Origin of the sequence: Enterococcus sp. DIV1090 (assembly GCF_050537975.1) — a bacterium.
Lineage (GTDB): Bacteria > Bacillota > Bacilli > Lactobacillales > Enterococcaceae > Enterococcus > Enterococcus faecalis.
Window position 1 is genome coordinate 2,774,203 of record NZ_CP172917.1, and the last position, 14,135, is coordinate 2,788,337.

The 14,135-nt window shown below is 33.1% G+C and carries 19 protein-coding genes; 3 read left to right on the top strand and 16 right to left on the bottom strand.

The window, feature by feature from the left end; translation table 11 throughout:
• Positions 1-3: 3 nt before the first annotated feature.
• The 3 genes from IGL48_RS13475 to IGL48_RS13485 form a co-directional block, all read right to left on the bottom strand.
• The gene (locus IGL48_RS13475) at positions 4-582 is read right to left on the bottom strand and encodes a restriction endonuclease subunit S (RefSeq protein WP_048949550.1); all 579 of its coding nucleotides are present in this window, start codon (positions 580-582) and stop codon (positions 4-6) included.
• 184 nt (positions 583-766) lie between these two features.
• The gene (locus tag IGL48_RS13480) at positions 767-1,387 is read right to left on the bottom strand and encodes a hypothetical protein (protein WP_048949551.1); all 621 of its coding nucleotides are present in this window, start codon (positions 1,385-1,387) and stop codon (positions 767-769) included.
• A gap of 134 nt (positions 1,388-1,521) precedes the next feature.
• Positions 1,522-1,767 carry a helix-turn-helix domain-containing protein gene (locus tag IGL48_RS13485; RefSeq protein WP_002287739.1) on the bottom strand — a complete coding sequence of 82 codons (246 nt, stop codon included), beginning with the start codon at positions 1,765-1,767 and terminating at the stop codon, positions 1,522-1,524.
• A gap of 104 nt (positions 1,768-1,871) precedes the next feature.
• Between IGL48_RS13485 and IGL48_RS13490 the strand changes: the two genes are divergently transcribed.
• On the top strand, positions 1,872-2,645 hold the full coding sequence (locus IGL48_RS13490; RefSeq protein ID WP_048949552.1) for a hypothetical protein: 774 nt from the start codon (positions 1,872-1,874) through the stop codon (positions 2,643-2,645).
• A 49-nt stretch (positions 2,646-2,694) separates the two neighbouring features.
• Here IGL48_RS13490 and IGL48_RS13495 read toward each other — a convergent pair whose 3' ends face one another.
• From IGL48_RS13495 to IGL48_RS13545, 11 genes are all read right to left on the bottom strand, one after another.
• Positions 2,695-3,009: a hypothetical protein gene (locus IGL48_RS13495; RefSeq protein WP_048949553.1), complete on the bottom strand. Its 315-nt coding sequence runs from the start codon at positions 3,007-3,009 to the stop codon at positions 2,695-2,697.
• Positions 3,010-3,146: 137 nt separating this feature from the next.
• The gene (locus IGL48_RS13500) at positions 3,147-3,641 is read right to left on the bottom strand and encodes a hypothetical protein (RefSeq protein ID WP_048949554.1); all 495 of its coding nucleotides are present in this window, start codon (positions 3,639-3,641) and stop codon (positions 3,147-3,149) included.
• Positions 3,642-3,658: 17 nt separating this feature from the next.
• The gene (locus IGL48_RS13505; protein ID WP_231411023.1) at positions 3,659-3,937 is read right to left on the bottom strand and encodes a hypothetical protein; all 279 of its coding nucleotides are present in this window, start codon (positions 3,935-3,937) and stop codon (positions 3,659-3,661) included.
• Between the two features lie 214 nt (positions 3,938-4,151).
• Positions 4,152-5,543 (bottom strand): relaxase/mobilization nuclease domain-containing protein, encoded by a 1,392-nt coding sequence (locus IGL48_RS13510; protein WP_048949555.1) that lies wholly within the window; start codon positions 5,541-5,543, stop codon positions 4,152-4,154.
• Positions 5,528-6,139, bottom strand: coding sequence for a plasmid mobilization protein (locus tag IGL48_RS13515; protein ID WP_048949556.1), 612 nt, complete (start codon positions 6,137-6,139; stop codon positions 5,528-5,530). The genes IGL48_RS13510 and IGL48_RS13515 overlap by 16 nt, the downstream gene beginning before the upstream one ends.
• A gap of 3 nt (positions 6,140-6,142) precedes the next feature.
• A complete protein-coding gene (locus tag IGL48_RS13520; protein WP_048949557.1) occupies positions 6,143-6,337 on the bottom strand; it encodes a hypothetical protein in 195 nt (64 codons plus the stop codon).
• A 13-nt stretch (positions 6,338-6,350) separates the two neighbouring features.
• Positions 6,351-9,128, bottom strand: a complete 2,778-nt coding sequence (locus IGL48_RS13525; RefSeq protein WP_202518467.1) for a pLS20_p028 family conjugation system transmembrane protein — start codon at positions 9,126-9,128, stop codon at positions 6,351-6,353.
• A complete protein-coding gene (locus IGL48_RS13530; protein WP_002341653.1) occupies positions 9,115-9,333 on the bottom strand; it encodes a hypothetical protein in 219 nt (72 codons plus the stop codon). Before IGL48_RS13530 ends, IGL48_RS13525 begins: the two co-directional genes overlap by 14 nt.
• Before the next feature lies 1 nt (position 9,334).
• On the bottom strand, positions 9,335-10,339 hold the full coding sequence (locus IGL48_RS13535; protein ID WP_048949299.1) for a replication initiator protein A: 1,005 nt from the start codon (positions 10,337-10,339) through the stop codon (positions 9,335-9,337).
• Between the two features lie 158 nt (positions 10,340-10,497).
• Complete coding sequence (locus tag IGL48_RS13540; protein ID WP_002318019.1) at positions 10,498-10,776, bottom strand: hypothetical protein; 279 nt, start codon at positions 10,774-10,776, stop codon at positions 10,498-10,500.
• Between the two features lie 51 nt (positions 10,777-10,827).
• Positions 10,828-11,028, bottom strand: a complete 201-nt coding sequence (locus IGL48_RS13545; protein WP_048949300.1) for a helix-turn-helix domain-containing protein — start codon at positions 11,026-11,028, stop codon at positions 10,828-10,830.
• A gap of 74 nt (positions 11,029-11,102) precedes the next feature.
• Here IGL48_RS13545 and IGL48_RS13550 point away from each other — a divergent pair, with 74 nt between their 5' ends.
• Positions 11,103-11,753 (top strand): helix-turn-helix transcriptional regulator, encoded by a 651-nt coding sequence (locus IGL48_RS13550; protein ID WP_048949301.1) that lies wholly within the window; start codon positions 11,103-11,105, stop codon positions 11,751-11,753.
• Positions 11,754-11,807: 54 nt separating this feature from the next.
• Positions 11,808-12,977 carry a site-specific integrase gene (locus IGL48_RS13555; RefSeq protein ID WP_048949302.1) on the top strand — a complete coding sequence of 390 codons (1,170 nt, stop codon included), beginning with the start codon at positions 11,808-11,810 and terminating at the stop codon, positions 12,975-12,977.
• Positions 12,978-13,065: 88 nt separating this feature from the next.
• Here IGL48_RS13555 and rpsI read toward each other — a convergent pair whose 3' ends face one another.
• Positions 13,066-13,458: a 30S ribosomal protein S9 gene (gene rpsI / locus IGL48_RS13560; protein WP_002354786.1), complete on the bottom strand. Its 393-nt coding sequence runs from the start codon at positions 13,456-13,458 to the stop codon at positions 13,066-13,068.
• Between the two features lie 13 nt (positions 13,459-13,471).
• Entirely contained in the window at positions 13,472-13,900 is a 429-nt protein-coding gene (gene rplM, locus IGL48_RS13565; protein ID WP_048670019.1) for a 50S ribosomal protein L13, read from the bottom strand.
• Positions 13,901-14,135: the final 235 nt, after the last annotated feature.

The window sequence follows — 14,135 nt, forward strand, 5'->3', positions numbered from 1 at the left end:
AATCTATTCCTCCAAACTTTTTTCTAACATAGAATTTGTAAATTGCTCTAACAAGCGAGTATATATACTTAACTTACTTTGTAATTTCAATGATTCAGTGTAAATTCCCCCTATTTTTCTTTGTTCTTCTATCAGAGGTAGCGGAATAACAAGTTGTTCCAGAGACTGTTTTGTTAACCTTAAAACTGGACCTGTTCCTTGAAGACCTCGATCTTTTTGACGTTGAATATCTTTATGATTGTTAAATAAGTAAAGAAAATAGCGCTTGTCTAGCAAATCGCTTTTAAACTCTACTTTTGTAAAATTTAGAGACAGAACTTTACCAACATTCTGTCCACTTACCATTGTTGCCCGTTGAAGTGAGTTACTAATAACAACATCGCATTTATCTAAAGATACTTCTTGATCAAATAAATAGTTTACTCTTTCCTCTTGAGTCGCTTCATTATAATACTTATGATCTTCTTCAAATGAAGCTTGATCGTAATAATCAATTTCTTGATTGCCAAACTGTTTTTCAGCTCTTGATTGATTAATTCCTTGAACAAAGGTTACAAACTCAGAAAGCTTTCTTATTTCCATATATACTTCCTCCTACAAGATAATTCAGACACTCTTTCATTATTTTTCGAAATAACTTTATATTTCCTTGCGGTTTCTACGTTTTTTATAATAACCCCTGTACAACAGCTTGTCAACGGAAATATTAACATATTACAAAAAATGCTTATTGGAAAACTCCAATAAGCATTACATTTAAAATAAACTAAAATCTATGTGAATAATAATCCATAATAGGAATTTCTTTTTCAATCAGGTAGTTTCCTATGCCGCACTCAATATCACTTCTTGATAATTTTGATGGAATATTTTTCAGAGGAAATATTAGTACGAAACTTTCATCCCATTCCAGCCCCAATTTGTGAGCTAAGATACCTGAAGTGTTATGCTGCCAATGATTTTTATCCGTTACAGCATCATAGTCAGTGCTATTGGGAATTTCAAAATTAATATCGTTACTTACTGCAACAACACCTAATAGTCCTTCTTTTGTAAACTTCATCCATACTATATCACTAACAGACTTTAATTTTGCTTCTTTTTTTATGTCTCGATAAAAAAGGACATTATCAAGATCTCCTTCTTCAAGATATCTCATAGGGTTTTCAATTGGGCTAATCCCAATCTCCTTTAAAAAGCTATTTGTATACTCGATAATCAAATTTAGACATTTTTGTTTGCCTGATAACCCTAGATAACTACTAGAATACATTTCTACCTGTTCTCTAGCTCTGTCTAATCTAAATGAACTATCATAATGTACTGATGATTTTTTTCCTATTAAATTTTGATTATATATACAATTATAAATTTTAGTATCAAACATTTATATTATTTCCTTTCAAAGGTCACACAAGAGTATACCCTATCGTTACATATCCCATTCATTATTATACCAGTATTTCTTCGTGACACATAAGGGTGTACCATAATAATTTCAAACGAAATGACTACAAGTAGTCATTGAAGCAAATCTTCATAAGACACCTGTAGAATATCTTTGATGGCTTTCAATTGATCCAACTTAATGTGTTGGCGGCCACCTTCAATCTTAACCAACGTTTCCCTAGTTATAGCAATTTTACGAAGCTGTAGGTCTCTAATCAGCTCGGTTTGACCAATTCCTTTTTCTAATCGGACTCGTCTAATATTGCTACCGATTACATTTTCTTTATCAATAATTTTTTCCTCTTTCAAGAATAGCACACCTTTTGGACTAAAATTAGTCCTTTTTCTTATTAATCTTAAAGATTCGGTATGCTACAATGGGACTAGTATTAGTCCATATTCAATTTTAAGGAGGAATTTTTTTGAAGAAATTTGCAATCATTCTAACTTGCGCTTTACTCATCGGAACTATAAGCGGGTGTACCACTTCTGACACAAGTTCTACAAGTACGGAAACTAGTACAACAACCTCAGAAAAGAATTACCCAATACATTTTTTTCCGGTTCCAGATGGATTTGAAGCTTATTATCATGATAAAAAACTAGATGTTCCTTTATCAGAAACTGAATCTACTGAAAAGATTTTGCCAATTGAAATTGAAAGAAATCAAGACGATATAAAACTAAAAGCTGATCTTCCCTTACTGAACAGCACACAAATTGATAGACATGAAAATATTAAAGTTAATATTGAAAAAGGAGCGTTAGCACAACTTTATACTGAAAAAGTTGAACAATTTTTTGAGGCTGGTGCCAATAAAGACTTTTCAAAAATAAGCGATTATTCGGATAGCTTTTTTAATGAGACCCAAGATGAAATCACGAACTCAACTTTTATGGCTGAAGATATGTACAATATGAAGTTGAAAAAAATAAAGTCGTATGATCATCCATTAAATCTAACATTAAATAAAGGGATACTCTCTTTTGTATTAGCAGGTTACGTTGACTATGAATATACAGCAGATTATTTGGAGACGCCCCTTCAACACGATAATAACGATATTAATTTTAGATTCGTCTACGATTCAAAAAGTCAAACATGGTTAGTTGATCAATTGAGCACGATAAATACAAGCTTTCAGGAATTACCCAAACCTGAAAATGAAGCTGATTTGGTCATTAAAACATTCTAAAAAAGAAGCGCTGAAAGGATAAATTTTCCTTCAACGCTTCTTTTTTAATTCAATTTGCAATATTACTTGAACGAATAATCTGATTTCTAAAGGATTGAAAAACCTCTTGTGGTTGATAATAGTCTGTATCTATTCCAAATATTTCTGAGAACAAATCATTGAATTTTTCCACTGGAATGATAATGTTACCAGCTTTCTCTTGGCTGTTTTCTTTTATTCCTGCTTCTAATTCAAATAAATCTAGTGACGAACTAAAATCATAAATCGTATCATATTGAACAAAAAAATCATGAAACAGTTGCTCGAATATCTCTTTCTTAATCACGATTGTTTCAATCGGAACCAATTTATTTTCATCAATCATTCTTCAAATTCACTCACTTTCATTTTCAAAAAATCGTAAAATTGATATAGATTCTTTGTCTCTAATCACTCGTGATATTATCTTGACAGTCCTACATCTAATTCGATTAAAGTATAAAGCTACTTTCAAATAAAAGATTACAAAGTAAATGGCAAGCCAACAAAATAACCATCTGCTTCACGTATTACGATTTGATAATTCTGGATTTCGCTCGGAAGTTCATAATAATAATTAACAGTTTCTGCTTTACCACTTTCAATATATTCTGGATTATTCAATATCATAGCATACTCATAAAGCTCTTCACCATTTTTATTTTCAATCGACCATTGTTGTGGACGTATCGGATTTTCTGTATCATTTTTAAGTGTATAGGTCACTTGTAATACACGATCATGTTGCGCAAATTCATTTCTTTTTTCAGTCAATTCAATATTTTTAAATGTTAGTTCAACCCCATCCGCCTGATAAGTTTCACCTAATTTTAAATCTTTTGTTACAATTTTTATTGGTTTTTCTTCTGGAAAATATCTGTCTTTAATTGTTAGATAGCTTCCAAAAAGAATCAACCCTAGTAGCAATAAAAGAATTCCTTTAACGAGCCACTGCAACGGGAAGTACACTTTAAGCATCTTTTTTCTCCTCCGTTTTACATTTGTTTTTTTAGGGAATACGATAACTTTTGATCAATTTCATCCAACTTTCCCACCACAATTGATTCTATTTCTGAAATTTTTTGTTCAATTCCTTTGCTTTCAGGATTACTTAATTTTACATTTGAATGGTTAGCTAGCACTGGTAAATTTGATACCATCACACGAAACATATTGGCTTTTGTTCCGAAAATTCCTTTGTTCTGTTCGTAAAAACTGTCAAAAATTGTTTTAGTTTCCTTTGAACAATACACTTTAATATATGGATCAGACATGTGTTTTTACTCCTTTTCTTTTTTATTTAGGGAGTCTGTAGGGAGCTTGCTCCCTCAGAGGTTTTCCCCATCTAACTTGCCAGAAAGTAGCCCTGCGTAAGCAAGGGCGGATTGACTGGCAAGTAGATGGGTAGCTGGCGTATGCCCTCAAAACCGCCTCTTTCCAACTCCCTACGTATCGATGGGAAACTGGAAAGTCTACTGACGAATTCCTTTAGAAACCCATCTCAAAATCTCGTTGTCTTTTTTGCTGATTTTCAATCATTTGTTGCGTAAATTCATAATCTTTTTTTGCACGATACATTTTCACATCGTCATTTATTATGCGACTAATTTGATAGTGAATCTGTTTAGCAGAAGGTGTATGAGAACAATTTTTAAACCCCTCTGCCGGTAGAAGTAATTCTTTTTGATCTGTCTTTTTAATAGCTATTTTTTTATTTTTAGTACTACGTAAACTTCGAGGATTCACATCAATATGAAGTTTAATCGTATATTCTTGATCATCTTCCAAGCTTATTGTGCTAGCATAATGCTTATCTACTTCCCGTAAGAATTCATCATATTTAATGAATTGTTTATCACCATCACGATTGCTAAATTGCTTTTGTGCAATGTGATCCAATTCAACAAACGGTACATTTAATTCCCCAGTTTTATAATCAACGCCACTAGCTAAAGCCATTATCTGTTCTGTGTCTAGTTCAACAAAATTATTCTGATGTGTTTCTTCTAAATTATTCTCAAGTCGTTCATAAACAGATTCAAATGAATATCTTTTTCCTAATTTTCTCGCACTAAAAGTACGTTCAACATACTGACTTTTTTCTTTTCGAGATTGTTTATCTCTACCCAAACTTATGAGCTCATCTCTACGCTCATAGAAATTTACATCATCTTTGTAAAGAACATATCCAAGCTTGTTATTTGTTTTTGAAAATTGATAAACTTCAATATTGTATTCCTTTGCCAAGTGATCCGAAAAATGTTCAAAAGAATTGACTTCTCGATTTTTCAACGTGGCTTCAATTGCATTTTGCACAAATTCTTGATAATTAATTTTTCCACTTTTCAACTTACTTGGATCATTTGAATAGAGATTCGTTCTCTTTTCTAAATTCTCATAGTACTCATTGTCCACAGGTTCGAGCCCATTTTTAATGAGTACCTCATCGTTAATTTTTCGCAATCGTTCTAAATCTTTAGGGTCAATACGCAATCTTTTATTTGTATCCATATCAAAATTATTTATGACAAGATGGCTGTGAAAATGATCTTTATCATTGTGACTTGCAACAATGATTTGCGAATTTGGAAAAGCTTTTTCTGCAAACTCAATAGATATTTCGTGCATTTTTTCAATACTTAATTCTTTAGAAATGCTCTTATCAAACGAGTGAATGACATGCCAGGCCTGCGCTATATCTTTTGATTTATTCATCTTAGTTCGTACTAAATTCATTTCTTCTAGTGCTTCCTCACTGTCATCACTACAATTTATTCCTGATACTGCAACGCATTTTTCCTTTTTTGAAGGATTTGCTGCATACTGCAACAACGAAGCTAGATTTTTTTTGCGACCTTTCGATGTTATAGTAGCTCCCAAATTTGTTTCACCTCACCTTTTAAGCCTGCAATAATTTGAATCGATTGAATTAAATTCCGGTCAACTTTTTGAAAATACTCTTCTTTAGTATCAGGCCTAGTTTGTTTCCCTACCCAGTATTCAAAATATTCTTTTTCTGCTTCTGATAGTTTCATGTAAGAAATAGCATTGCGATTCGACTCTAAAAAAATGTTATTCGGATTAGTATTTGCAATTTTTTTTGCTATGCTATTTGCAATTTCATCTTTAAAAATGTCATAACGAGTGCTGTCAAAACTAAAACTTACACTCTTTTCTTTTTTGTTTTCAGATTGTTCTTTAAAATATTTCGCAATAATATTTAATGCCTTAACAGCTTGATTCAAATTGTTGCCAACTTGATTTAACTGTTTGTTTAAAGCTACTCTATCATCTTCAGCAAATAGCGGTGGCTCATATTTGAGTCCTTTTAGTCGTTCACGACAAACATCGGATCTAGAAATTCCTCTTTGTTTAGCAATCAATGTCAATTCAAGATAAGTCTTCTTATCAACTCGAAAATTCAAAGCTTCACTATGTTTGCGATTTTTTTCATATACCTTTTGCTTTTCATTCACTGTTTACAACTCCTTTTTTGATAGAGAGCAGTTTTTTAGACTGCTCTCTATTGCACTTTTCAGCTTTAATTCTTCTTGAATCATCAATTCAATATAATTTGCGACAGTGATTTTTTCATTTATTGTGTTGCTGATTGTCTCACACAACTCGTCAAGCATTGAAAAATCATTTGTACTTAGCTGTAGGATTAATTGCAATGCACTCACCTCTTTATTTTTTGAAAAGACTATCGAAAAGTGGGTTCGGTTTATCTGAAATATCCTGAAACAATGGATTATTTTCATAGGTAAATCGTGGCCGTTTTTTCTCTTTCACTTCTTGTTCAATAATCACTTTTTCATTAGGTCTTTCTTTTCGCTCTTCGATAATATTTATTTTTTGTGTTTTATCACTCTGTTTAGCTTCTGTTCTTGTTTCGTATACATCTACTGTTCTCGGTTGACTTACTCCACTACTTTGTACGTTTTCTCGTACATCTATTGTCTTATTTCTACCTTGACTACTTGTAGTATTCTGTAAGTTTTCCCGAACATCTACTGTTCTCGACTGACTTACTCCACTACTTTGTACGTTTTCTCGCACATCAATTGTCTTATTCCCACCTTGACTACTTGTAGTATTCTGTAAGTTTTCCCGAACATCTACTGTTCTCGGCTGACTTACTCCACTACTTTGTACGTTTTCTCGCACATCAATTGTCTTATTCCCACCTTGACTACTTGTAGTATTCTGTAAGTTTTCCCGAACATCTACTGTTCTCGGCTGACTTACTCCACTACTTTGTACGTTTTCTCGTACATCTATTGTCTTGTTTCCACCTTGACTACTTGTAGTATTCTGTAAGTTTTCCCGAACATCTACTGTTCTCGGCTGACTTACTCCACTACTTTGTACGTTTTCTCGCACATCAATTGTCTTGTTTCCACCTTGACTACTTGTAGTATTCTGTAAGTTTTCCCAAACATCTACTGACTTCGTACTGTTCAAACCGCTATTTGAAAGATTCTCACGAACTTGCATATCTTTAAGGCCTGTATTATCGTTTCTACGCCCTTCTGTTCGTTGCTTAATCATTTCCTCACGGCTAAGTGATTCAGGAGTATATTTGGCTTTCTGACGCTTCTGCTGAATAAATTCTTCTCGTGCTTTGTTTGTGTCACCTTCGCTTGCTTTAATAATTCGTTGTTTCAAATCTTGTTGCATTTGAGATTGCATGTTTGAAGCATTTTGTTTCATGCGTTCTGAACTTGAAATGACTCTATCTGTATCAGGCGTTTTTGCACCGTCTTTACGTTGTGATAGTCTCGTTGGAACAGAAGTATCATATCGACCTTTGTCATTTTCATTATCTGAAGCTGATATAGGCTTACTATTTTTCTTGATTGCTGATACCGTACCATCATCTAACCCTTCTTTAAATCCTTTACCGATACCTTCAGCTACACCACGAACACCTTTGAGTGGCTTCGTTGCCGTGTCAGTAGCTTTAGACACTCCGTCAGAAGCAAGACCTGATAATCCTCTCTCACGAGCATATCCAAGCGCTTTACCTGTTTTACTTGCCTGTTGTGAAAGCGACTGACCAAAGTTTCGTTCAAGCTTTCTACCTTCTCCTTCACCTTGATCACTTCCACCATTATTTTTTCCGCCTTTAGCACGATTCATACCTCCTGCTCCTTTTCGGAAGAGCATAGCACCCATGCCAAACGCTGAAGCAAGTTGTCCGTAGCCTTCTTTTAGTCCAATATCAACACCAAAGTATCTCATGACTGTTCCACTACCCTTTATCAGCACAATAACGGCACAAATATAAGCAATTGTTTTTATAAAAATATTTGTTGATATTCCTTCGCCAGCATTTAGAAAATTAATGAACATAGCGAACATTGATAACCCAAACCCTTGAAAACCGACTGTTAAATAGCACTGGAAAATATCCGACAGCACGAGTTTTGAGCGCTGACCCGTTTCTAAGTCTGTAGCAAATACTAAAATCCCAAGCACACGTTTAAATGCCAATTCCAAAATTGCGGTAATAATCACAAAAGCGCTAAAAATATAGGCTATTGCTAAAGCAATAAGTCCGATTGAAATCCCCCACAAATTCGCTTGATAGCGATAATATCCCGACTTTAACCCGTCTGAAAATGTAGATAAGAAGTTATCATCAAATTTCGTTGCAACAAATCCATTATCGGAATTTTCAACTAATTCATAGCGCAAATTATCAGCAGTTGCGTTTTCTTTTTCCATTTTTTTAAGTACATTATCTGTCAATACTTGTGTAAGATCCGTTTTCCAGAAATTTTTCTTTGTTAAATTATTCCGATCATTTGTTTTATCAATTCTTGAATATTGATCTGTCTTATTGATATAAGCTAAATCAGTAACCCCTTGTTCAATCAGCGACCACGGTACTCCCTCATCAGAATTTGTAATCGTAGTCGTATCATTATAAAAAGTTTTAGAAAACTCTATTCCGCTATGAATTAAGGTTGGCATTAAAAGAATCAATGCAATCGACATTACAACATTCATTCCAACTGATTTTAGATCAACCGTTCCTTTACCAGTCACCATTTTATATCCAATGATTATTAGCGAAAGTACCATCAAGCCAATAACAACAGTATTTAATACTGACTGATAAACTTTATTCAATCCGGTACTTTCTACAAAGCTAAACAAATCTAAAACCCCAGGAATCATATTTTGAATGCCATCTACAATTGCAAACATCAATTTTATAACAGACCACCCTATCCAAAATCCAAACTGACTGTAAAAATTTCCGTTATATTTTTTTAAATACGGTTGATAAATAGGATTATTCAAAAATTCAGTTTGACTTTCCGTATCATCGAACCAATTAAAAATGCTTGCATGAGCAACATTACCGATGAAAATAACGATAAACATTAAAGCAAGTAAGCTCAGAGCTAACCAGTTTATTTTCCTACCAGCAATCTTTTTTTTAATTATTTTCATTGTTACCTCCCTCAGCCCATTTTTTTAGGCTCTCAGAAAGCTTCTGAGCCATTTTTTTATTAAGGATGATGTGAGTTATGTAATCATCATTAACAGCCCTTAAATCGAGAACAATAGTATTTGAGCAGATACTCTCGATTAACTCAAGAGTATCTGTGTTTTGATCAAGACAGTGAATCTTATCTACTAGATGATTTTCAATCATTTTAAATTCCCTCTTTTTTTTGTAGCTTGATTAGTTCTAACGCTTTATTTTTTAGAGAAGTAAAGATATAATTATTTTTTTGTTTGATACGATGATCTGTTTTTGCTCTTCGTATCAAGTCACGTAAAGTCATTGCTAGCTGTTCTCTAACATGATCTACAAAATACTTGTTATCACAAATTTCATAGATAATTTTCAGTTGAACTTTTTGTTCTTTTTCAGCAGATTTAATTGCATAATTGAATTTTTTGTACCAGTTGGCGAATTGACGATAATCACTATTGCTAGCCAGTTTTAAGCAATTCACAATACTTTCTCCCCATATTTTTTTAAGAAGATTTTCTTCAATAAATGTTTCAATCAATTCTTCATCTAATTTATTATTTTTAGTTGAAAGTGATTCAAGAAGATCATCATTATGTGATTCTTTAAAATCTTTAAAATCTTTAGAAGAATGATTAAGTTCTTGTAAAAAAATTTCACCTGGAAGCGGGAATGACTTATCAGCAAAGAATGTTGATTTGCCGGTAAGTGTATTTTTTCCACCTGGGCTGCAATGTTGATTTGTCGGTAAGTGTAAATTTTCTTCCATGCACTTTTTTTTGTAGAAATCTCCTTCGCTGAATTCGGGTTTCAATAAATAATAAAAATTTGGATTATTCTTCCCAGTTTTTTTGTTAAATCCATTTTTTTTTATCGTAATTAATTTATATTCCTCTAGCTCTCTCAATGCACTTATTACCGTTTTCTTTGTTAAACAAGATTTTTCAGCTATTTTTTCTATAGCAAAAATCAAAAAAATTCTTCCTTTGCTGTCAACTTTTGAATTCTCTAGAGAATATTCATTTTGCTTTTTCAAATACATATAAACTTTTTTTGTACTTTGTTTCATCTTCTTATATTTTTTATGTTTATCTAAAAAAATCGGATACTTCAAGTATTTTTCAGCATATACGTCATCTTTTGAGTATGCATACTGAGCAATTAACTTATCTATTTCTTCCATTTATTCCTATTCCTCTTCTTTCTAATAAATGTTAAAATGTAGTCAAATAAAGTTTTCTCAGAACTTTATTATTGAGTGTTCCCCCGATCTACAAACTGACGGGAATACTCTTTTTAATTTTGTCTACTTCATTATTATTCAAAAAATCACCTCGTTTTTTAAATTTGATGACTCAATATCCATTTTTTGCATTCTTCTTTTGAAAACAACTCCATTTTTTCTAGTAAAATGACTGGCAATCCCATTCTTTTAAATTTCAAAAAAGTTGTATATGATACATTCAAATATTTAGCCATCTCTTTTCCTTTTAAAAATGGTCTTTCTAATCCAGTATCAATTCTTGCTTGATCAATAGCTTCTTTTGTCATTTCAAAAACATAATTTTTCAATTGATTCGTTTGTTGTTTATCTAACATTACTGTAATTCCTGCATCCATTATTTTTCTCCTCTCAATTTCTATTTCTTCAATCAGCCAAGTTGTATTTATTTAGATTTTCAAATCATCAAGTAACCAATTTACCAACTTTTGATAAGTAGATGCTCTAATACTTTCTTTGCTCCCATTTTCGATTTTGACATATGTTTTCCGATTTATACCTATCAATTTTGCTGCATCGTTTTTATTAAGTATAAGATCGGCTCTATGTCTTCTTAAGCTTCTAATGAATTGATCATTAAGAGTTATCATTCAGCTCCTCCTTTCAAATTATTCACTTTGTGGTTTTTATCTTAAAAAGCACATATTAAACCACGAAACGAGTAATGTCAATAAAAAAATTACTCAATTTGTGGTTTTTATGCTATAATAATTTGGAATTTAATATAGGAGGCGTTACTTTGAATAGAATAAAATTTTATATTGATTCCAGTAAAAAGACCATTAAACAAATTAGTACAGAAACTGGTATTAACTATACAACTCTTACGAACTATTACCGTGGTGAGCGAAACCCTAGAAATACTGAAACATGGAATATCCTTGCTGATTATTTCCATGTTCCTGTAAGTTATTTGATGGGATTAGACGAAACAAATTCCGTAGAGCAACCTAATCTTGATAGAATAAAAACTGATCGTTTAGAAAAAAAGGACAAAATAGTCAAGAATATTGCCAATCTTGACTCAGATTATTTTACTGAATTATCTAATCTATACTTTTCCATGACTTCTTTACTTGAAGTCAAACTTCAAGAAGATGACTCTGACTTTCTTTTTTTAAAAAGTATTCTAGAGGACTCCTTTGAATACACGATTCTATTTGCCAAACAAAAGAAGTTTATTGATAAAGCTTTAAACTTAAATATCGATGAAAGAAAAGAGTTAGAATCTGAGTTATTTGGCAACTTAACCCAAGTACAGGTTAACAATCTAAAAAGAGAGATAACAGCTCGATTAATATCAAAACTTCAATAAAACTAATTATTCAATCAGCCAACTCGCCAAGTTATCAGATTGGAGAGATTAGTTATGTCAATACAAAAGTACACAACAAAAAGCGGTGCACGATATAGTGTCCGCTTGTATGTTCGCAAAGATGAAAATGGAAAGCAAGAATACTATGTAAAAAAAGGGTTTAAAACTGAAAAAGAAGCCAAGTTACACGAAGCAAGGAAAAAGGTCGAGATTGAAGATACCGGCGGCTATCATAAACCTTCTAATGACTTGTTTAGAACAGTTTATGAAGAATGGTTGCCTTCTTATAGGAATCGTGTACAAGAAACGACATATCAACGTACAAAAGACCTTTTTCGCTTGCATATACTACCAAAATTCGGGGATAGGTCCATTTCTAAGATTACTCCTGTTCACTGTCAGAATGCAGTCAATGATTGGGCTGTAAAATTCACGAATATCAAACAGCTTAAGTCCTACAGCTCTCAAATATTTGAGTATGCCATTTTTGCAGAGCTATTACATCGAAATCCTATGGCAAATACAAATCTACCAAAGCGGGAAAAGGAAGAAAATGAAAATTACTTTTCATTAGAAGAACTAAAAGCTTTTTGGGATATTCTCAATAAAGAAGAGCCTTTAAAACATATTTTAATCTTCCAACTTTTGATCACTACTGGTATACGTAAAGGAGAGCTAGCTGCTCTTCATTGGTCTGACATTAATTTTGAAGAACAGCTAATGCATGTTAGAAAGAGCTATGCAACTATTCGAAATGAAGAGAAGAATGCAAGAAGAAAAACTGTCAGGATTCAAAAAAATACAAAAAATATGTCTTCCGAACGAATATTACCAATTGATGCACAAACTATTGAAATGTTAAAACTCTGGAAAAAAGAACAAGCTCGAGAGCTTCTGCGGTTTGGCATAAATACAAATACAAAAAATCAACTTATCTTTACCTATGTAAATGCAGACGGTGACATTAATCAACCTTTGCATGCGGACTATTCAAATAATATATTGAAACGTTTAGAGAAGAAGTATAAATTTAAGCACGTTACTATTCATGGATTACGGCACACTCACGCTACTCTTCTACTAGAAGGTGGAGCAAGTATCAAAGAAACACAAGATCGATTGGGTCATAAAAATGCTGAAACTACCCTTAACACTTATTCTCATGTTACTGAAAAAGCTCAACGAAATGCGTTAGAAAAATTCATTGCTTACACTGGTTTATAATATTGTCATTACCTTTTTCATTACCACAACGAAAAAAAGCACCTTCCAAAAACTTGGAAAGTGCTTGAAATCGTTGATATAACAACGATTAACGTTTTGAGAACTGTGAAGCTTTACGGGCTTTTTTAAGACCTGGTTTTTTACGTTCAACCATACGTGCGTCACGAGTAAGTAACCCAGCGCGTTTTAAAGCAGAACGGAAGTCAGGATCTACTTGTAACAATGCACGAGCGATTCCGTGACGGATAGCTCCTGATTGTCCAGCATAGCCACCACCGTTTACGTTTACGATTACATCGTAAGCGCCTTTTGTTTCAGTTACGCCAAATGGTTGGTTGATAACTTCACGCAAGTCAGCATGTGGAATATATTCTTCTACGTCTTTTTTGTTTACAGTAATTTTACCAGTACCTGGTACTAAGCGTACGCGGGCAACTGCATTTTTACGACGGCCTGTGCCGCTATATTGTACTTGTGCCAATGAATTTCCCTCCTTAAATTAAGTTCGTGATATCTAATACTTCTGGTTGTTGTGCAGCATGTGGATGCTCAGCTCCACCGTATACGTTCAATTTAGTAAATTGTTTACGTCCTAAAGTGTTTTTAGGTAGCATACCTTTTACAGAAGTTTCGATAAGACGGCGAGAGTTTTTGTCGCGTAATTCACCAGCTGTCACTGATTTTAATCCTCCAGGATACATTGAGTGACGGTAGTAAATTTTGTCTGTAGCTTTTTTACCTGTTAATTTTACTTTATCAGCGTTAATTACGATTACGAAATCTCCAGTATCCACATGTGGTGTGAATGTTGGTTTATTTTTACCACGTAGTACAGAAGCAACAACTGCTGATAGACGTCCTAAAGGAACATCTGTTGCATCTACTACGTACCATTTACGTTCTACTTCGCCAGCTTTGGCCATATATGTTGTACGCACGTTTCTTTCCTCCAATTTTGTTTTCGATGTTTGACATACACTTGAGTTTCCGGGGCTCATTGTGGGGCAAACAATACCATTTAATATTTTACCTTCAATCACTGATAAAGTCAATGTTTTTCTGCGCTTTCAGAAAATAGATTTTCACTTATTTTTTTGTGCCTTTTAAACAGAAAAAAACCGCCAACGTCAACGTCAGCGGCTTTGGGAGTTGTTTTAA